General features: G+C 73.2%; 15 protein-coding genes. 11 read left to right on the top strand and 4 right to left on the bottom strand.

Going from position 1 to position 19734, the window contains the following annotated elements; genetic code table 11:
• Positions 1 to 51 precede the first annotated feature (51 nt).
• From AB0K02_RS06870 to AB0K02_RS06855, 4 genes are all read left to right on the top strand, one after another.
• Positions 52 to 2946, top strand: coding sequence for a protein kinase (locus tag AB0K02_RS06870; RefSeq protein WP_365991299.1), 2895 nt, complete (start codon positions 52 to 54; stop codon positions 2944 to 2946).
• Positions 2947 to 3140: 194 nt separating this feature from the next.
• Positions 3141 to 4721 (top strand): serine/threonine-protein kinase, encoded by a 1581-nt coding sequence (locus AB0K02_RS06865; protein ID WP_365991298.1) that lies wholly within the window; start codon positions 3141 to 3143, stop codon positions 4719 to 4721.
• Positions 4722 to 4906: 185 nt separating this feature from the next.
• Positions 4907 to 6523, top strand: a complete 1617-nt coding sequence (locus AB0K02_RS06860) for a succinic semialdehyde dehydrogenase (RefSeq protein ID WP_365991297.1) — start codon at positions 4907 to 4909, stop codon at positions 6521 to 6523.
• A 45-nt stretch (positions 6524 to 6568) separates the two neighbouring features.
• The gene (locus tag AB0K02_RS06855; RefSeq protein WP_365991296.1) at positions 6569 to 8380 is read left to right on the top strand and encodes a GMC family oxidoreductase; all 1812 of its coding nucleotides are present in this window, start codon (positions 6569 to 6571) and stop codon (positions 8378 to 8380) included.
• A 731-nt stretch (positions 8381 to 9111) separates the two neighbouring features.
• Here AB0K02_RS06855 and AB0K02_RS06850 read toward each other — a convergent pair.
• On the bottom strand, positions 9112 to 9396 hold the full coding sequence (locus AB0K02_RS06850; protein WP_177148674.1) for a chorismate mutase: 285 nt from the start codon (positions 9394 to 9396) through the stop codon (positions 9112 to 9114).
• Positions 9397 to 9701: 305 nt separating this feature from the next.
• Here AB0K02_RS06850 and guaA point away from each other — a divergent pair, with 305 nt between their 5' ends.
• The 4 genes from guaA to AB0K02_RS06830 all read left to right on the top strand — a co-directional run bounded on the left by guaA (position 9702) and on the right by AB0K02_RS06830 (position 14279).
• Entirely contained in the window at positions 9702 to 11297 is a 1596-nt protein-coding gene (gene guaA / locus AB0K02_RS06845) for a glutamine-hydrolyzing GMP synthase (RefSeq protein WP_365991295.1), read from the top strand.
• A 132-nt stretch (positions 11298 to 11429) separates the two neighbouring features.
• Positions 11430 to 12218 carry a class II aldolase/adducin family protein gene (locus tag AB0K02_RS06840; RefSeq protein WP_365991294.1) on the top strand — a complete coding sequence of 263 codons (789 nt, stop codon included), beginning with the start codon at positions 11430 to 11432 and terminating at the stop codon, positions 12216 to 12218.
• Positions 12219 to 12352: 134 nt separating this feature from the next.
• A complete protein-coding gene (locus AB0K02_RS06835; protein ID WP_365991293.1) occupies positions 12353 to 13594 on the top strand; it encodes a hypothetical protein in 1242 nt (413 codons plus the stop codon).
• Positions 13595 to 13754: 160 nt separating this feature from the next.
• Positions 13755 to 14279, top strand: coding sequence for a DoxX family protein (locus AB0K02_RS06830; protein ID WP_365991292.1), 525 nt, complete (start codon positions 13755 to 13757; stop codon positions 14277 to 14279).
• On the opposite strand, the gene AB0K02_RS06825 is transcribed toward AB0K02_RS06830, so the two are convergent.
• Both AB0K02_RS06825 and AB0K02_RS06820 read right to left on the bottom strand, forming a co-directional pair.
• The gene (locus AB0K02_RS06825) at positions 14186 to 14461 is read right to left on the bottom strand and encodes a hypothetical protein (RefSeq protein WP_365991291.1); all 276 of its coding nucleotides are present in this window, start codon (positions 14459 to 14461) and stop codon (positions 14186 to 14188) included. The two genes, AB0K02_RS06830 and AB0K02_RS06825, sit on opposite strands and share 94 nt — an antisense overlap.
• Positions 14448 to 15755 carry a PspC domain-containing protein gene (locus AB0K02_RS06820; protein ID WP_365991290.1) on the bottom strand — a complete coding sequence of 436 codons (1308 nt, stop codon included), beginning with the start codon at positions 15753 to 15755 and terminating at the stop codon, positions 14448 to 14450. Before AB0K02_RS06820 ends, AB0K02_RS06825 begins: the two co-directional genes overlap by 14 nt.
• Positions 15756 to 15906: 151 nt before the next feature.
• Here AB0K02_RS06820 and AB0K02_RS06815 point away from each other — a divergent pair, with 151 nt between their 5' ends.
• Positions 15907 to 17187 carry a PspC domain-containing protein gene (locus tag AB0K02_RS06815; protein WP_365991289.1) on the top strand — a complete coding sequence of 427 codons (1281 nt, stop codon included), beginning with the start codon at positions 15907 to 15909 and terminating at the stop codon, positions 17185 to 17187.
• Positions 17184 to 17873, top strand: coding sequence for a response regulator transcription factor (locus AB0K02_RS06810; RefSeq protein ID WP_365991288.1), 690 nt, complete (start codon positions 17184 to 17186; stop codon positions 17871 to 17873). Before AB0K02_RS06815 ends, AB0K02_RS06810 begins: the two co-directional genes overlap by 4 nt.
• Before the next feature lie 51 nt (positions 17874 to 17924).
• Here the strand turns inward: AB0K02_RS06810 and AB0K02_RS06805 are convergent, their stop codons facing one another.
• The gene (locus tag AB0K02_RS06805; protein ID WP_365991287.1) at positions 17925 to 18968 is read right to left on the bottom strand and encodes an NlpC/P60 family protein; all 1044 of its coding nucleotides are present in this window, start codon (positions 18966 to 18968) and stop codon (positions 17925 to 17927) included.
• A gap of 336 nt (positions 18969 to 19304) precedes the next feature.
• Between AB0K02_RS06805 and AB0K02_RS06800 the strand changes: the two genes are divergently transcribed.
• Positions 19305 to 19694 carry a hypothetical protein gene (locus tag AB0K02_RS06800; protein WP_365991286.1) on the top strand — a complete coding sequence of 130 codons (390 nt, stop codon included), beginning with the start codon at positions 19305 to 19307 and terminating at the stop codon, positions 19692 to 19694.
• The last annotated feature ends 40 nt before the right edge of the window (positions 19695 to 19734 follow it).

Below are 19734 nucleotides of genomic sequence, written 5' to 3'. Positions count from 1 at the left end.
TGCGGTGTTTCCGGACCGGCCGGGGGGACAGCGCGCACGTGGGGAGGCGTCGTGGAGGACTATGCGGGAAGGGTGCTCGCCGACCGCTATCGCCTGCCGTTGCCGCCCTCCGACGAGTTCGAGCTGGCCGAGACGCGCGCGTTCGACACGTACAGCGGCCATGAGGTGCTGGTGCGGCAGGTTCCGCTGCCGGAGGTCGTGGACGCCGAGGTGGTCGACGGTGACGGGCTCGCAGGCGCCGCCGTGCCCCGGCGGATGCCGGGGCGTGCGACGCGGCGGCCGACCGACCCGGCCGTGCGCCGGGCCGTCGAGGCCGCGCAGGCGGCGGCGCGGATCCCCGACCATCCGCGCCTCGACCAGGTCTTCGACGTATTCGCCGAGGACGGCTCGCTCTGGATCGTGAGCGAGCTCGTCGGCGCACGTCCGCTCGCCGCCCTCCTCGCGGAGAAGCCGCTCAGCCCCTACCGCGCGGCCGAGGTGGCGTCCGATGTGCTCACCGCGCTGCGCGTCCTGCACGCCCATGGCTGGACCCACCGGAACATCACCGTGCGCACCGTCCTCGTCTGCGACGACGGCCGCGTGGTGCTCACCGGCCTGGCCTCCGGAGCGGCCGAGGAGGCGCTCTGCGGGTACGCGCCGGTCCCCGAGCCGCCCGAGGCAGGCCCCGACGGTCCGGAGGCCGGCTTCGACGGCCCTGGCCCCGGCCACGACCTCGCGGGCGCCCCGGAGGCGACCGGGGCCGAGCCGGTGCCGCGGCCGCGCGCGGGCGGCGCGCCGGACGGCCCGGCTGCCCTGGAGCCCGCCCGGTCCGCGTTGCCCCGTCAGGCCGGCACGGACACCGGCCGACTCCCGGACGTACGGGCCGCCAGGGCGGGCGCCATTGCGGCCTACCGCGCGGGCGCCCGCGCGGCGGCGCGTGTCCATGACGGCCGGGGGCGCGACACCGGACGGTACGCGGGCGGCGCCGACGACGACCGCCCCGTGCAGGACGGCCTGGACCCCGACTGGTGGGCCCGTCGCCCGGGCGAGGGCGAAGACCGCCGTGCCGACGACCAGACATCCGCGTACGACGACGGCCAGGGCGACGCATCCGCGTACGACGACGACGGCCAGGGCGACGCATCCGCGTACGACGACGACGGCCAGTCCGGGGTATCCGCGTACGACGACGGCCACGACGGGACATCCGCTTACGACGACTACGACGACTACGACGACGAGGAAGGGCCCGGCCGCGCCCGCCTCGCCGGGACCTGGCACGACGCCGCGCCCCCCGGCCGTGACGGCCCCGGCCCCCTCTCCGCGGGCGGCAGCCGCCCCGCGCTGCCCGCCGCGCGCCCTGGGGGCGAGATCCCGCGGAACGACCCGTACCGCGACGACCCCTACGGCGTGCGCCAGGCGGCGGCCGGTCACGGGCGTCCGGACAGCGGCACCCACGGAGCCCGTCCCGCGCTGCCGGCCGCCCGACCGGACAGCTCGGCGACGGGCAGCTGGAACCGCGGCGGTGGCGGCGGAGACGCCCTGCGCGCCGACGCCCAGCGCCGTCCGGTCCCCGCCGGGAGCTCCCCGGCGCCCGCGTCCGGCCGCTGGGACGACGTCGTGGCGGGCGCCGCCGCCCCCGTCTTCCGCGGCCCGGCCACGCCGCTGGCGGCCGAGCGCGCGCGCCAGGCGCGGATCGCCGTCGTCGGCGCGGTCACCGAGCGATGGGCCCCGGAGCAGGCCGGACCGGTCCACGAGAACTGGCAGCTGGCCGCCCCCGTCGGACCGGCCACGGACCTGTGGGCGCTCGGCGCGCTGCTCTTCCGGGCGGTCCAGGGCCATGCCCCGTACCCCGAGGAGAGCGCCGCCGAGCTGGTCCAGCTCGTGTGCGCGGAGCCGCCCGCGTTCGCGGAGGAGTGCGGGCCGCTGCGTCCCGTCGTCGAATCGCTGCTGCGTCAGGACCCCACGGAGCGGCCCGATTTCGAGGAGCTGCGCGGCTGGCTGCGGTCTCTGGTGCGTTCCGCGCCGGAGCCGGAGGCGGGCATGGGCGTCGTGCCGCTCCCCGCGGGCCCGGTGGACGCCTCGCGCCTGCCGGTCGTACGCCGGCGGGGAGAGCTGGTGCGCAGGCGCCGGTCAGGCGGCCGGGAGGCGGCGCACGGCCGGCACCGGCACAAGGGACCGAGGGGCGGTGTCCGTGCGGGGCGGGTCGAGCGCCGGGACCACCTGGCGCGTCCGGAGCGGCAGCCGTACGGCGGTCGGAGTCGTGCGCCGCGTGCCCTGGGCCGCACCTTGCTGCTGCTGATCCTGCTCGCCTTGGTGGCGGCCGTCGCGTACGCGTTCCTGTTCATGCCCAGAGCGGGCTCCGGGGAGCCCGGCCCGGGAGCCGGCCGCACGGCGGGTGCGGGGCCGAGCCCGGGGCGGACGGGCGGTGAGGGGGAGGGCGGCCAGGGGGCCTCGCCGAGCGGGAGCTCCGGTGCGCAGCAGCCGCAGACCTCGGCGCCGGCCGCGAGCCTGCCCGACGGCTATGTGCTGCGCGAGGACCCCGAGGGCTTCCGGCTCGCCGTCGACGAGGACTGGCGGCGCAGCCCGATCAACGATGCCGGCCAAGTGCGTTACGGCGACGGCGACTTCACGCTGATCGTGGTGCCCGGGCGGGACCCGGTGAGCACCAGCGGCGACGATCCGCTGGTCTACCAGCGGGACAAGGAGCGGGAGCTCCAGCCGTTCCGGGACTCGTCGTGGGCGAGCGCGAGCGGACTGCGCCGCATCGACGTGGGGCAGCAGTCGATGGCGGAGGGCCAGTTCACCTGGCAGGACAGCACCGGCCGCGAGGTGTTCGTCCGCAACCTCGCGGTGATCGTCGGCGACAGCTACCACGTGATCCAGGTGATCGGACCGGCCGACCGGCGGGACCGGGTCACCGAGATCCATCAGCAGGCCACGGCCACGTACCGCGTGACGCGCTGAGCCGCTGCCCGGCCGTCAACCTCCCTCCCCGGCCTTCCGGTTCCGCCCGAACCATCCCGAACCGGCCTCCCTGTCACGGAGCGTGACGTCTCGGCAGCTGACCACGCATCACAGTGCGGTCACTTGAGCGAGCCTCGGTTCCACGTCCGGGCTTCCCCTCCGTAACCTGTAAATCCTAAGAACGGGGCGGGTACGTGGAACACACTCACAGCACAGGCGCCGGTCTGCTGCTCGCCGGGCGCTACCGGCTGGGCGAGACCATTGGACGCGGCGGCATGGGCAAGGTCTGGCGCGCTCATGACGAGGTGTTGCACAGAGTAGTCGCCGTCAAGGAACTGACGGCGGGTCTGTACGTCTCCGAGGCCGACCGGACCGTGCTGCACGCCCGGACCCAGAAGGAGGCCCGGGCGGCGGCGCGCATCAGCCATCCCGGTGTCGTCACGGTCCATGACGTGCTGGAGCACGACGCCCGGCCCTGGATCGTCATGCAGTACGTCGACGGGCCCTCGCTCGCCGACGCCGCCAAGGAGCCCGGCCGCATCGACGAGCGGGAGGCCGCCCGGATCGGGCTGCACGTCCTGGGCGCGCTCGGCGCCGCGCATGCCGCAGGGGTGCTCCACCGGGACATCAAGCCCGCCAACGTCCTGCTGGGCCGTGACGGCCGGGCGATGATCACCGACTTCGGGATCGCGGCGATCGAGGGTGACTCGACGATCACCAGGACGGGGGAGATCGTCGGCTCGATCGACTATCTGGCTCCCGAGCGGGTCCGCGGCCACGACCCGGGCCCGGCGTCCGACCTGTGGTCGCTGGGCGCGACGCTGTACACGGCGCTGGAGGGGCGGTCGCCGTTCCGCCGCTCGTCGCCGCTGGCGACGATGCAGGCCGTGGTGGACGACCCGCCGCCCGCGCCGCTGCGGGCGGGCCGCCTCGCACCCGTGATCATGGCGCTGCTCCACAAGGACCCGGCGGCCCGCCCCTCGGCGGCCGAGGCCGAGCGGATGCTGACGGAGGCCGTGGAGGGCCGGGACCCGGCCGTGCCGGCGCAGCGGGTGACTCAGCGGCTGCCGCAGGGCGCCGTCACGGCCTCCGGCACGGGCGCGGCGGGTTCCGGCACGGTCCTGGCCGCGGCGCCCGGCGCGGACGCCGTCCGGCCGCGGCGCGGTCCCCGGCTGCGCACGCTCGCCGTCGTCGTGGTCCTCGCGGCCGTGGTCGGCGGCGGCGCGGGCCTCGCCGCGATGAAGTACGCGGACGGGGGCGGCGCCGGGGAAAGGACCACGGACAGCGGAGGACCGACCGGGCAGGCCCGGGCGTCGGACGTCCCGGACGGCTGGGGGCGCGTCAAGGACCCGAAGGGGTTCGTCCTGTGGGTGCCCGACGGCTGGAAGCGCCAGGCCGACGGCGACCAGATCGACTACACGCCGGACAACGGCCGCCACCGCATCCGGATCAGCGTCGACCCGTCCCCGGACTTCGAGAATCCCTACATGCACATGCTGGACATGCAGAAGGGGCTGGCGAAGCGCCTGCCGGACTACCGCCGGCTGAAGCTGCGTCCCAACACGTTCCGCGACCAGACGCAGTCCGCGCTCTGGGAGTTCACCTGGACCGAGCGCACGGAGCACCCCGGGCCCCGGCGTGCCATCGACCAGATGTACTACGAGGACGACGGCACCGAGTACGCCCTCTACATGTCCGGCCCGGCGAAGGACTGGGACGTGATCCGCGAGCAGTTCGACACGATGCTCAGGGGCTGGCGGCCGCCCTCGAACTGACGGCCGGGCGGTCGTCCGCGGAGATCCGTACTACGGCTTCATCACACTGCCGGCCTCCGTCGAACCATGACGAGCCCCTGATCAGGGCTTATCTGCCAGTGATCACTGGCGTAATCGTGGGGGCCCGGTGAAAAGCTGTTACCGACGGGTACCCAAAGTGCCCGCCGCCGCATACTCTCGCCCCCATGACGGACTCGCAGGCCACCGCAACCGCCCTCGGCACCAACCCCATCGCCGCCTCGCCGGCCGGTGCGCGCACCGCAGCCGACGTGGTCACTCCCGAACTGGTCGCCCAGCTCACCAGGGGTGTGACGGGCTCCGGCCGCACGGCGAACCACGCCCCGTTCACCGGCGAGAAGCTGGCGGACCTGCCCGAGTCCGGCCCCGAGGACGTCGCCGCCGCCTTCGAGCGGGCCCGTGCCGCCCAGCGGGTGTGGGAGGCCACCCCGGTGCGCGCCCGTGCCGCCGTGCTGCTGCGCTTCCACGACCTGGTGCTCGATCGCCAGGCCGAGGTGCTGGACCTGATCCAGCTGGAGACCGGCAAGGCCCGGCTGCACGCGCACGAGGAGGTGCTGGCCGTCGCCGTCGCGGCCCGCCACTACGGGCGCAAGGCCCCCGCGTATCTCAGGCCCAAGCACCACACGGGCGTCGTGCCCGTCCTGACGAAGACCACCGAACTGCGCCAGCCGCGCGGGGTGGTGGGCCAGATCGCGCCCTGGAACTACCCGCTGGAGCTGTCCGTCGGCGACGCCCTGCCCGCCTTCGTCGCCGGCAACGCGGTCGTCATGAAGCCCGACACCGAGACCGCGCTCACCGCGCTGTGGGCGCGCGACCTGCTGATCGAGGCGGGGCTGCCCGCCGAGGTGTTCCAGGTCGTCATCGGCGAGGGCCCGGTCGTCGGCCCCGAGGTCGTCAAGCACGCCGACTACGTCTCCTTCACCGGATCGACCCGCACCGGCCGCGAGGTCGCCCAGGGGGCGGCCGCCCGGCTGGTCGGCGTCTCCCTCGAACTCGGCGGCAAGAACGCCATGCTGGTGCTCCACGACGCCGATGTGGAGAAGGCCGCGGCCGGCGCCGTCCGCGCCTGCTTCTCGTCCGCGGGCCAGCTGTGCATCTCCATCGAGCGGCTGTACGTCCACGAGTCGATCGCCGACGAGTTCGTCGAGCGCTTCGCCGCGCGCACCAAGGCGATGCGGCTCGGCACCTCCCTCGCCTACGGCGCGGACATGGGCTCCCTCGTCGGCCCGCGCCAGCTGGAGACCGTGACCCGCCATGTCGAGGAGGCCGTCGCCAAGGGCGCGACGCTCGTCGCCGGCGGCGTCGCCCGCCCCGACATCGGCCCCTACTTCTACGAGCCCACCATCCTCGACGGCGTCGACGCGCCGATGGCCGTGTGCGGCGAGGAGACCTTCGGGCCGGTCGTGTCCGTCTACCGCTTCTCGGACGAGGACAAGGTGGTCGAGCTGGCCAACGCCACCGCGTACGGGCTCAATTCGAGCGTGTGGACCAAGGACGGCAGGCGAGGCCACGCGGTCGCCGCGAAGCTGCGCACCGGCACGGTCAACATCAACGAGGGCTACGCCCCTGCCTACGGCAGCGTCCAGGCGCCCATGGGCGGCATGAAGGACTCCGGGCTCGGCCGGCGGCACGGCTCCGAGGGCATCCTCAAGTACACGGAGGCGCAGACCGTCGCCCAGCAGCGACTGCTGCCTCTCGCCCCGTCGTTCGGCATGGACGACGAGAAGTACGCCGCGTTCATGAGCTTCAGCCTGAAGGCCATGAAGGCCCTGCGTCTGAGCTGACCCCCCGGCCCCACCCGTACGCCCGCACATTTCACGAGGAGAGCCATGTCCGAGGTACCCCCTGCCCGAAATCAGGACGCGGCGGACGGCGTCGTGTACGACTACGACGTGATCGTCGTGGGCTCCGGCTTCGGCGGCTCCGTCTCCGCCCTCCGGCTGTCCGAGAAGGGATACCGGGTCGGAGTCCTCGAGGCGGGCCGCCGGTTCACCAGGGAGTCGCTGCCGAAGAACTCCTGGGACCTGCGCAACTACCTCTGGGCCCCCGCGCTCGGCCTGTTCGGCATCCAGCGCATCCACCTGCTCGGCAACGTGATGGTGCTCGCGGGGGCGGGCGTCGGCGGCGGCTCGCTCAACTACGCCAACACGCTCTACGTCCCGCCCGCGCCGTTCTTCAACGACCCGCAGTGGAAGGACATCACCGACTGGCAGGACGAGCTCACGCCGTACTACGACCAGGCCCGCCGCATGCTCGGCGTACGGCTCAACCCGACGATGACGCCCTCGGACGTCCACCTGAAGGCGACCGCCGAGGCGATGGGCGTGGGCGACACCTTCCACATGGCCCCGGTCGGCGTGTTCTTCGGGGACGGCGACGACGCCGACGGATCGGTGAGGGCCCGGCCCGGCCAGGAGGTCGCCGACCCGTACTTCGGCGGGGCGGGCCCCTCGCGCAAGGCGTGCACCGAGTGCGGCGAGTGCATGACGGGCTGCCGGCACGGGGCCAAGAACACCCTCAACGAGAACTATCTCCACCTCGCCGAGAAGGCGGGCGCGGTCGTCCACCCGATGACGTCCGTCGTCGCGGTGACCGAGGACTCGCGCGGCGGCTTCGCGGTCAGGACCCTGCCGAGCGACAACAGGCGCAAGGGCCGGGGCCGTACGTTCCGGGCCCGCCGGGTCGTCATCGCCGCCGGCACGTACGGCACGCAGACCCTGCTGCACCGGATGAAGGACAGCGGGCTGCTGCCGCGGCTGTCCGCGCGCCTCGGCGAGCTGACCCGGACCAACTCCGAGGCACTCGTCGGCGCCCAGACCGACAACCGCCGCTACCGCAAGCGCCACGGCGCGGACCGGGTCGACTTCACGCGCGGTGTCGCGATCACGTCCTCGATCCACCCGGACGAGAACACCCACATCGAGCCGGTCCGCTACGGCCGTGGCTCGAACGCCATGGGCGGCATGACGATCCTCCAGGTGCCCTACCGGGCCAAGGGCCGGGTCGCCGGCTGGCTCGGCAACATGGCCAGGCACCCGTTGCTCGCGCTCCGCGCGCTGTCCAACCGGCGCTGGTCCGAGCGGACGATCATCGGCCTGGTCATGCAGTCGCTGGACAACTCGCTGACCACCTACCGCAAACCGAGCGGCATCGGAAAGGGCCTGCTCACCGCCCGCCAGGGTCACGGCGCCCCGAACCCGAACCAGATCCCCGAGGCCACGCGCGCCGCGTCCCTGCTCGCGGAGGAGATCAACGGCTTCGCGGGGTCCAACATCGGTGAGCTCATGGGCACCCCGCTCACCGCCCACTTCCTCGGCGGCTGCCCGATCGGCGCCTCGGCCGACGAGGGCGTGATCGACCCGTACCACCGGCTGTACGGGCACCCGGGCATCTCGGTCGTCGACGGCTCCGCCGTCTCCGCGAACCTGGGCGTCAACCCGTCGCTGACGATCACGGCTCAGGCGGAGCGCGCGATGTCGTTCTGGCCCAACAACGGGGACGAGGACACACGTCCTGCCCAGGGCGCGGCATACGAGCGGCTGTCCCCGGTGGCGCCGAAGTCCCCGGCCGTCCCGGCCGAGGCGTTCGGCGCGCTGAGGCTGCCGTTCCTGGGCATCCCGGCGGTCCCGCCCAAGAAGTAGCCCGCGCGCCCGCGCCGCGCCCGCGCACGACGAAGGCCGCTGCACCCCCCTCCGAGTGCAGCGGCCTCCTGGCTTCGGCGGCCGCCGCGCGCCGCAGCGCACAAGAGGCCGTTGTTACGCATGCATGACCTGTGACCAGTGGGGATGGTTGTCCTCGCGCCGCGGAATCCTCATGTGAGGTGGATCACACACAGGACCCCGCCGTCGACGCGTCATGGCGGGCACACGGCAGGGGAAGGGCCCCGCGGACGCCGAGTCCGCGGGGCCCTTCCGTTCGGCACCGGCGTCAGGGCGGCGCGGTGCCGTGGCGCGGCGCCGGGGGGCTGCGCCGCGTGGGGGAGGCCGCCGCCCCGGCGCTCGCGCGGCGCGGGGTTCGGCCTGTGACAGTGCGGTTGCGCAGAGGGGGACGTGCTCGTACTCGTGTCTGGGGGACGGGATGCGGCCTGCGCACCGTCCGACCGGATGCGGTCGGCGCCGGGCGTCCCCGGAGCCGACCGCCCTTGGGGTGACCGGGCTGCTGTCCCCTGCCGACCGGTCACGCGCGCTGGGGCGAGGTCCCACGACGCACCTGCGGGTGCGTCACACGCTCCAGCGGAGCCACGCGTGGTTTCCTTCGAGGCCCGCCCCTGGCTGGCGCGGACATCGGGACCAACGAAGACCGGCCGGGTGCGTCACGCGCCGTACGGGTGAGGATGCGCCCGAACGCAGGTGCGCAGGCGTAGGCCCACGGCTCAGATGCGGCCCCGGCACAGCTCCAGCATCGTCATCGCGAGCGAGGTGCCGGGCTTGCCGAGCGCGTCCCTGTAGTGGCCGAGCACCTCCATCTCGCGCGCCAGGTTGACCCGGCGGCCGCCGGAGGCGATCCGGGCGTCCTGGATCACCGCCGATACCGCCATGCGTTCCTGGATCAGGCCGATGATGCGGTCGTCGAGCGCGTCGATGCGCTCGCGCGCGCCGGCGATCACGTGGGCGGCGTCGTCGGTGCGGGCGCCGGTCTTGTCGAGTACCTCGGTCACGGGGGCTCTCCTCGTTTCGGTGGGGCCCCGGATCGGCACGGCCCGGAGAAAGCCGAAGCGCCCCGGGCCTTGTCGGCCCGGGGCGCCTGGGAAGTCGCTGTCAGAAGCTAGGCAGCACGACCATGGCAGCCGGACGGGCCGGTGCCATAGGTAAAGACGAAGGTCAGCTGCGTGTGCATGCGGTCAGTATGGACTCCGGCCCGTCGCGCGCCAAAGCCGGGTTCGGATGGTGAGACGAAGGTATGCCCGCCCGTCCCGGTAGAATCGACAAATACCGACCCTCTCCCACCGCCGGAAGGCCGCCAGTGTCATCAGCGTCCCCCGCTGCCGCGCCCGCATCCAACCCGGACGTCGTCCTGGTTGTCGATTTCGGCGCCCAGTACGCCCAGCTCATCGCCCGCCGCGTTCGTGAGGCCCGGGTCTACAGCGAGATCGTCCCGTCCACGATGCCCGTGGCGGAGATGCTGGCGAAGAACCCGAAGGCGATCATCCTCTCCGGCGGCCCGTCCTCGGTGTACGCGGAGGGCGCCCCGCGCCTGGACCGCGAGATCTTCGAGGCCGGCGTCCCCGTCTTCGGCATGTGCTACGGCTTCCAGCTGATGGCCACGACCCTCGGCGGCACCGTCGACAACACCGGTGCGCGTGAGTACGGCCGTACGCCGCTGCACGTCACCAAGCCCGGCTCCACCCTCTTCGAGGGCACGCCCGACGAGCAGTCGGTGTGGATGTCGCACGGCGACGCCTGCTCGGCAGCGCCGGAGGGCTTCACCGTCACCGCGTCCACCGACGTGGTCCCGGTCGCCGCCTTCGAGAACGACGAGAAGAAGCTCTACGGCGTGCAGCACCACCCCGAGGTGATGCACTCCACCTACGGCCAGCAGGTCCTGGAGCACTTCCTCTACCGCGGCGCCGGCATCGAGCCGAGCTGGACCACGGGCAACGTCATCGAGGAGCAGATCGCGGCGATCCGCGAGCAGGTCGGCACCAAGCGCGCCATCTGCGGTCTGTCCGGCGGCGTGGACTCGGCGGTCGCCGCGGCCCTCGTCCAGAAGGCCATCGGCTCCCAGCTGACCTGCGTCTACGTCGACCACGGCCTGATGCGCAAGGGCGAGACCGAGCAGGTCGAGAAGGACTTCGTGGCCGCGACCGGCGTCCAGCTGAAGGTCGTCGACGCGGAGAAGCGGTTCCTCGACGCGCTCGCGGGCGTCTCCGACCCCGAGGAGAAGCGCAAGATCATCGGCCGGGAGTTCATCCGCGTCTTCGAGCAGGCGCAGGCCGAGATCGTGGCGGAGGCCGCGGGCGGCGAGGACGTCGCCTTCCTCGTGCAGGGCACGCTCTACCCGGACGTCGTCGAGTCCGGCGGCGGCACCGGCACCGCCAACATCAAGTCGCACCACAACGTGGGCGGTCTGCCCGAGGACCTCGAGTTCGAGCTCGTCGAGCCGCTGCGCAAGCTGTTCAAGGACGAGGTCCGCATGGTCGGCCAGGAGCTCGGCCTGCCGGAGGAGATCGTCCAGCGCCAGCCGTTCCCCGGCCCCGGTCTCGGCATCCGCATCGTCGGCGAGGTCACCAAGGAGCGCCTGGACCTGCTGCGCGAGGCGGACGCCATCGCCCGTGAGGAGCTCACGGCGGCCGGCCTCGACCGCGACATCTGGCAGTGCCCCGTCGTGCTGCTCGCCGACGTCCGCAGCGTCGGCGTCCAGGGCGACGGCCGCACCTACGGCCACCCGATCGTCCTGCGCCCCGTCTCGTCCGAGGACGCCATGACGGCCGACTGGACGCGCATGCCGTACGAGGTGCTCGCGAAGATCTCCACCCGGATCACCAACGAGGTCGCCGACGTCAACCGCGTGGTGCTCGACGTGACGAGCAAGCCGCCGGGCACCATCGAGTGGGAGTGATTCTCCCCGCCGCCGTACGCGACGCCGTCGCCCGCCTCGTGCGGGTGGCGGCGTCGCCGTGTGCGGGGGCTGCGCCCTTGAAGTGCCGAGCCGCTCTGGTCTGTTGACCTCCGCGGCACTACCTTCCGGGCCATGACGTTCACGCCGGAGCCCCTGCCCGTGGAGCAGTTGCGGTTCGCGATGCCGCCCGTGCACGAGTCCGTCGTCGAGGAGCGCGCGTACCGCAAGGAGCGGCTCGCCGGGGCGCTGCGGCTGTTCGGGCGTTTCGGGTACGAGGACGGGGTGTCGGGACACATCACCGCACGGGACCCGGAATTCACCGACTGCTTCTGGGTGAACCCCTTCGGCGTCCCCTTCGCCCACGTATCCGCCGGGGACCTGGTCCTCGCCGACCGGTGGGGCCGGGCGGTCGTCGGACGGCACCGCGTCAACCAGGCGGCTTTCGCCGTGCACGCCCAGGTGCACCTGGCCCGCCCCGACGTCGTCGCGGTCGCCCACACCCACACGGTGCACGGGCGGGCGCTCGCCGCGCTGGGCCACCCGGTCGAGCCCCTCACCCAGGAGGCCTGCGCCTTCTACGAGGACCACGCGGTGGTCGACGCGTACACGGGGGTGAGCGTGGACGAGGACGAGGGGCGGCGGATCGCGGAGACACTCGGGCCGCGCAAGGCGCTCGTGCTGCGCAACCACGGGCTGCTGACCGTCGGCGACTCGGTCGACGCCGCCGCCTGGTGGTTCATCTCGATGGAGCGCTGCGCGCAGGTGCAGCTGGCGGCGCGGGCCGCGGGCAGGGCCGTGCCCATCGGACGCCGGCAGGCGCTGGCCACGCGCGAACAGCTGGGCGGGGACCTGGTGGCCTGGATCAGTTTCCAGCCGCTGTGGCAGCAGATCAGCCGCGCCGAACCGGACCTCCTCCAGTAGCCGAGGTCAATTCCGCGCCGCCGGTTTCACGCTTCCAGGCCTCGGCCATCGGGGTGGCGGCCGTTTGCGTACGGCACAATTCCCATGCATCACAAGGCGCTTGGCCTGTCGATGCGGAGAGGTGGCGTTCGGCCGTGGCGGTGCAAGAAGCGGGACAGTGCGACACGTGCGCGCACGGGGCGCGCGAAGGTCATCGGCGCGCGGTGGCCGAGTTCCTCGCCAAACGGGACGAGTTCGCGGCGGGTGAAGGGCTTCCCGCGGGCGTCGCCCATTCACCGGGCGCCTCGCGGCAGTGGGTGTCCGACGAGCTGACGCAGTCGGCCCGCAGCGTCGCAGGTCTCGACCGGGCCGTGGCCGCGTCCCGGCTGCGCGGGGTCCGGCTGCGCACCCTGGCCGGGGTGTGGGGGTGCTTCACGGCGCTCGTCGTCGCGCAGACGGCGACCGCGATCGGCACGGGCTGGACCCCGGCGCGCACGGCGGGGCTGCTCGCCGCGCTCGTCGTCGCCGGCGCCCTCACCGGCGCGGCGCGGGCGCACGGGGCCCGGGGCGGCCTCCTCGCCGTGCTGACGGGTGAGGACAACCGCCTGTCCACCTCCCGTGCCGTTGCCGTCGCCTGGCTGCTCGTCGTCTGCGGCACCCTGCTGCATCTCGCCTTCCTGCTGGCCGGTGCCTCGTCCGGCATCCGGCGCGACCGGCTCACCGACGGGCTGGGCCTCGCCGCCGGAGGCGGGCTGCTGTGCGTCCTCGCCGTTGTGTGCGCGATCGCTGTCGGGGTGCGCAGGACCGTGGCCGTACGGGTCGCCGCGCTGCGGCTGCAGAAGGTGCGCGCCGACCATCCGCGCGCGTCCGACCTGTTCTGCGACGACTCGGGGCGGGCCGCCTTCGCCGACGGGCAGTACGTGCTGATCAACGGGGCCGCCGTCGTTCTCGCCCTGACGGCGCTGACCCGTGACCCGGAGCGGCTGCCCCACATCCCGTGGGGGCTCGTGTTGCTGGTGGTGTTGTCGGCAGGGACCTATCTCGCCGGCAAGCACGCGGAGGGCGGCCGGCCCGTCGTGATGTCCGTGGTGCGCGCCCGGGAGGCCGGTGACCTGGACGGGCCCATCCGCACGGGTGACGACATCGAGATCCGGGGCACCGGCTTCGTGCCGCCGGGCGCCGACCGGCCGGACCTGCTGGCGAGGCTCGTCGTCCGCTTCGGCGCGGTCCATGTGCACGTACCGCTCGTCCCGGTGGCGGGCGGCTTCGCCAACCCGGCCGACACCCTGCTCACGGTGCCGGTACCCGTGGAGGTCGAGCCGGGCAGGGTCGACGTGCAGGTGGTGACGGCCGCCGGAGTGACGAGCAACCGCTGCCTCATCCAGATCACCGACTGACCGCGAAGCGCCCGGGCCGGGGGCGGACGAAAGCCGCCGGCCGACATGTCAGCCGAGATGTCACCCGAGTGTCACAGTGTGTGCCGCATGCCTGGTGAGCCACACGGCCTCGGCCTACGTATGGTCGTCTGACGGGGCCGAAGCGAAGGCGGGACCAGCGATGACATACACCTACGGGACGACATCGACCTACGGGACGGACAGCGAGGGGCCGCGACGCGGGTGGCGAGAGCAGGCCATCCGGTACGCGCTTCTGCCGCTGCGGCTGTTCCTCGGCGTGACCTTCGTCTACGCCGGCATCGACAAGCTCACGGACAGCCGGTTCCTGGCGGCGAGCGGCACGGGATCCATTGGCGAGGTCATGAACTCCGTGCGCGACGGCTCCGCCGTGCCCTGGCTCGTCGATCTGGCGCTCAGGAACCCGGAGGCCTTCGGCCAGGCCATCGCCATCGGCGAGATCGCCGTCGGCCTCGGCACTCTGGTCGGGCTGTTCGCCCGACTGGCCGCCCTCGGAGGTGCGCTCATCTCGCTGAGCCTGTGGCTGACCGTGAGCTGGCAGACCGATCCGTACTACTACGGCAACGACCTCGCCTACTTCATGGCCTGGCTGCCGCTGGTGCTCGCCGGGGCCCCGGTGTTCTCCCTCGACGCCGTGCTGCGGGCCCGGCGGCGCCGGACCATGTAGTGCAGGGCGGCGACGGTCCCCGCCAGGACCAGACCGCCGAACACGACCGGGAAGGCGACGAACCAGGGGGTGTGCCAGGCGCCCGCCGCATCGCCCCCGTACAGCAGGGCGGCGGTCAGGACGGACAGTCCGGCGACCAGCCTGCCGGGACGGAAGGCGTGCCGGAACTCACGACGCCGCACGGGTCACCTCCACCTGTCCGATGCCCAGTTCCAGATCGAGGACGAGCGTCCCGCCCGGTGGCGCTCCCGGCGGGGCGGGAAGCGTCCTGCGCCGGTCCTGGCCCGGGCCGACGTCCACATCGTCCGGCGCGTCGCCCGGCAGCCTGATGTCGCCGACCCCCACCTGGGCCTCCAGCCGCACCACGGCGTCCTTCGGCACGACGACCCTCAGGTGCCCCAGCCCCATCTCCGCCCTCGTCGACACCGTCTGCCCGGCGGGCAGTTCGAGTGCGGAGAGGTCGAGGGTCCCCTCCCCCGAGCCCATCTCGTAACCCGGCCGGACGGCGGTCGCCGACGCCGGCGCCCACGTCCTCTGGTCGAACCTCGTGCTGATGTCCTTCGGCAGGGCCGCGGCGCCCGCCAGCAGAGCCGCCGTCACCATCGTCAGCAGCACCGTGCCGAAACCTGTACGGCCCAGCAGCGCGCTCACGAGGAGGCCGAGGCCGAACACGGCCAGAGCGGCGACGAGCCCGATCTGCAGGGCCGTGCCCAGCGGCCGGCTGTCCCAGCTCAGGCCCGTGCCCAGACCGCCCGCGACCAGGGCCAGCAGGAACACCGCGCCGCCGATCCCGCGCGGCCCGCGCGGCTGCGGCGCCACCACGGCCTCGGCCGGCCGCGCCCCGGGGCGCGGCGGAGCGACGGCGCTCTCGGCGAGCGCCGACTCGGGGCCCCACAGGTATCCGGTGGGCACCGGCCCGGTCGTACCGTCCTTGACGATCGGGTCGCGCCACCAGGACGGGCTGTCCGGGACGGGAGGGGCCTTCGTCTCCGGCGGCGCCTCCGCGACGGCGTGGGCCGCGGCCGCGGCCGCGGGTTCGCCGCCGGGCGGGGCGTGCGTGCGCCGCTGGGACCACACGGCAGCCCCGGTCACCGCCAGCGAGAGCATCGTGACGAAGCCGAGCATGTTCCCGTTGCCCAGCATCGTCAGGAGGAGTCCGCAGCCGAGCAGGGCGAGCAGCACGGCACTCAGCGATGCGCCGTCGACGCGGCCCGTCAGCATCCTGCGGAACTCGTTCTCCTCCTCGTCGTCGGCCGGGATCAGCAGCCAGGCGAAGCCGTAGAAGATCAGGCCGATGCCGCCGGTCACCGACAGCACGCCGATCACGATCCGGAAGATCACCGGGTCTATGTCGCAGTGCCTGCCCAGCCCGGCGCAGACGCCGGCCACGACCTTGTGGCGCGGGGCGCGGCGCAGCCGCGGCGGAGGCGGCGGCTCCTGCGGTGGCTGGGGCGGCGCGGCGGTCGGCTGGGTCATGACTCCATGGTGACGGTCCCGGCGCCGGGACGGCAGCCGCCCCGACCCTGGCCGTCCCCTGATATTGCCCCTGAGGAACGGGGAATTCTCAGGGTCGGATTAAGGGACGGCCCTGATGACCGGTCCGGCGGGGCCGTGTGACGATCAGGGCATGCCAGTCGCCGCCCGTCCGACCGAGACCGAAGAGATGGCCGTCCGCAAGCTGTACCGCAGCGCCGACGGACGCATGCTCGGCGGTGTGGCGCGCGGTCTCGCCGGACATCTCGGGCTGCCGGTCGTCTGGGTGCGCCTCCTCTTCCTCGCCCTGTTCATGGCGGACGGCCTCGGCGCCCTGCTGTACGCGGTCTTCTGGATCGTCGTCCCGCTCGGCGTCGGGGGCCGGGCCGCCGAGCCGCGATCGGTCTTCGAGACCACGCCCGACGGCCGGCGCCGGCTGCGCAAGCCCGACAAGGGGCAGCTGTTCGCCCTGGTCGCGCTGCTCGTCGGCGCGGCGGTCTTCGTCGGCAATGTCGACACCAACGGCACCGCCAACCGCTACGTGTGGCCGACGCTGCTGATCGGCGCCGGTGTGGTGCTGGTGTGGCGGCAGGCGGACAACGCGCGCAGGGCCCGCTGGACCAGTCTCGACACGGACAGCCGGCGCCGCCGCCTGGTGCAACTGGCGCGCGCCCTCGCCGGGGTGGCGCTCGTGGGCATGGGCCTCACCGTCTTCATCGTCGTGCGCGGCTCGGCGGCCCAGCTGGGCAACGTGCTGACGGCCGCCATCGCCGTCATCGCCGGGGTCGCGCTGCTCGCGGGCCCCTGGCTGGTGCGGATGACCCAGGACCTCTCCGAGGAGCGGACCATGCGCATCCGCGCCCAGGAGCGGGCGGAGGTCGCCGCCCACGTCCACGACTCCGTCCTGCACACCCTCACCCTGATCCAGCGGAACGCGGACGACCCCGGCGAGGTGCGCAGGCTCGCCCGCGCCCAGGAGCGCGAGCTGCGGAACTGGCTCTACCGGCCGGAGGGCACCGGCAAGGACGAGGACGAGGAGCCCGACACCCTCGCCGAGGCGGTCAAGAGGACCGCCGCCGAGGTCGAGGACAAGCATGGCGTGCCCCTGGAGGTCGTGGTCGTCGGGGACTGCCCGCTCGACGAGAAGCTCTCCGCACAGATGCAGGCCGCGCGCGAGGCGATGGTCAATGCCGCCAAGTACGGTGGCGCGGGAGGGGCGGTCCAGGTCTACGCGGAGGTCGAGGGCCGCACGGTCTTCGTCTCGGTCCGGGACCGGGGGCCGGGATTCGACCTGGATGCCGTTCCGGGCGACAGAATGGGCGTAAGAGAATCGATCATCGGCCGGATGCAGCGCAACGGCGGCACGGCACGGCTGCGCACGGTGCCCGGCGGGGGTACCGAGGTGGAGCTCGAGATGGAGAGGGCTGACGGATGACCGAGTCTGCGCAGGAGAGCGCCGAGCGGCGCGTGCGGGTCGTGCTCGTCGACGACCACCGGATGTTCCGCGCCGGTGTGCAGGCCGAGATCGGGCAGACCGAGCGCACCGGGGTCGAGGTCGTCGGTGAGGCCGCCGACGTCGACCAGGCGGTCACCGTGATCATGGCGACCCGGCCGGAGGTCGTCCTGCTGGACGTGCACCTGCCCGGCGGCGGAGGCGTGGAGGTGCTGCGCCGCTGCGCGCCGCTGATGGCGTCGGCGGAGCACCCCGTGCGCTTCCTGGCGCTGTCGGTCTCGGACGCCGCCGAGGATGTCATCGGCGTGATTCGCGGCGGGGCCCGGGGCTATGTCACCAAGACGATCACCGGCGCCGACCTGGTCGACTCGATCTTCCGGGTGCAGGACGGCGACGCGGTGTTCTCGCCGCGGCTTGCCGGCTTCGTGCTGGACGCGTTCGCATCGACCGACGCGCCGCCCGTCGACGAGGACCTGGACCGGCTCACCCAGCGGGAGCGCGAGGTGCTGCGGCTGATCGCGCGCGGCTACGCGTACAAGGAGATCGCCAAGCAGCTGTTCATCTCGGTGAAGACGGTCGAGTCGCATGTCTCGGCGGTGCTGCGGAAGTTGCAGCTGTCCAACCGCCACGAGCTCACGCGGTGGGCGACGGCCCGGCGCCTGGTCTGACGCCGGGCGCGACGCGCGCGGCGATGCCGCCCCGCTCCGGTCCGCCGGACGCTAGGAGACCCGCGTCGCCCCGGCGAAGGGCATCAGGTCGATCGGGGCGACGCGCACGGGCGCACCGGGTCGCGGCGCGTGGATCATCTGGCCGCCGCCGATGTACAGGCCGACGTGCGAGATGCCGGAGTAGAAGAAGACCAGGTCTCCGGGAGCGAGTTGGGAGCGGGAGACGCGCTGCCCGGCGTTGATCTGGGTGTACGTGGTGCGGGGCAGCGAGACTCCGGCCGAGCGCCAGGCGGCCTGGATGAGCCCGGAGCAGTCGTACGCGGACGGCCCGGTCGCCCCCCACACGTACGGCTTGCCGAGAGCGCCGTAGGCGTACGCGACGGCCTGTGCGACCCGGCCGTTCGGCGCCTCGAGCGCGCCGCCAGGTGCGGTGGAGCGGCCGGCGCGGGCCGCGTCGGCCCCTCCGGCGTCGTACGCGGCGCGCTCCTCGGCGGGCAGCTTGGCCAGCAGTCGTTCGGCGGCGGCCAGTTTCTCCTTCACGGCCGCTTTGTGTCGTGCCAGTTCGCGCCGGTGCCGCTCCAGTTCGGCCGTCCGCTCGTCGGCCCGTGCCCTGAGCCGGCCGAGGTCCACGAGCCGGCGGTGCACACCGGCGACGGCGGCCGCGTGCCGCTCGCCGACCCGCTCGGCGAGGGAGGCGCGCGCCAGGTACTCGTCGGGGTCCGAGGTCAGCGCGAGCTGCAGGCCGGGATCGATGCCGCCGGAGCGGTACTGCGCGGTGGCGACGGAACCGAGCGCGTTGCGGGAGGCGTTGAGCCGTTCCGTCCGGCGGGCGGCCTCGTCCCGCAGCTCGTCGAGCGCTCCGCGGGCCTGCGCCGTCCGCTCCTTGGCTCCGTTGTACTTCTCGGTCGCCTCCTCGGCTTCCTGGTACAGCGTGTCGATGCGGGCCTTCAGCTGGGCGGGCGTGAGACGGGGCTCGGCGTGGGCCGAGCCGTCGAGCGCGGTCGTGGTCGCCGCGCCTGCGAGCGCGAGGGTGGCCGCGGTGCGGGCAGCCGGCCCGGTGAGCGGACGCTGCTTCGGTCTCCGGTGCGCTGCCACGGGGCGTACACGTCCTTCCTGCGTACTTGCGTACCTGCGGTCCGGCGGCGTACCGCACGGGGGAGCGGTACACCGCCGGATCTTTCGGCGGGGGCGGCCGGGCCGTCCGGCTGCACGACGGCGGTGGGGAGCCGGCCACCTGGGCGCTGACGCTAGACCTGGCGGTCGGCGGACGACGACGTGACGACGGGAAGTGCTCGAACCTGGACGGTGATGTCCGCTTGTTGTGTGCGCGACGGCGGTGCCGGCCGCATTGCGGAGCGGCACCGACCGAACGCCGCGATCGGGCTCCCCCGGCCGCCGGACGGTGGTATGGCGCCGATTAGGCTCCGGCCCATGGACGTACTCATCAATGTCTTCGTCGCGCTGCACATCATCGGCATCGCCTCCCTGCTGGGCGGATTCCTGACCCAGATGAAGGCGATGGGCGCGGGCACGGCCCGCTTCAACCCGGCGATGCTGCACGGTGCGCTGACGATGCTGATCACCGGCGTCGTGCTGGTGGGCCTCAACCAGGCCGACGACCAGACGGTGAACAACCTGAAGATCGGCGTCAAGCTGGCGGTGCTGGTGGTGATCCTCGGCCTGGTCTACGTCAAGCGGGACGAGGAGCGCGTCGACAAGGCGCTCTTCGGCGCGGTCGGCGGGCTGACGGTCGCGAACGTCTTCATCGCGACGCTCTGGACAGGTGCGCGATCACGCGCTCCACCCGGTGGTTCTCCGTGACGATGTGACGGACCAGGGCGCGCACCTGCGGGTCCTTGAC

This window comes from Streptomyces sp. NPDC049597, assembly GCF_040675505.1.
Lineage (GTDB): Bacteria > Actinomycetota > Actinomycetes > Streptomycetales > Streptomycetaceae > Streptomyces.
This window is presented reverse-complemented; position numbering and strand designations above follow the sequence as displayed.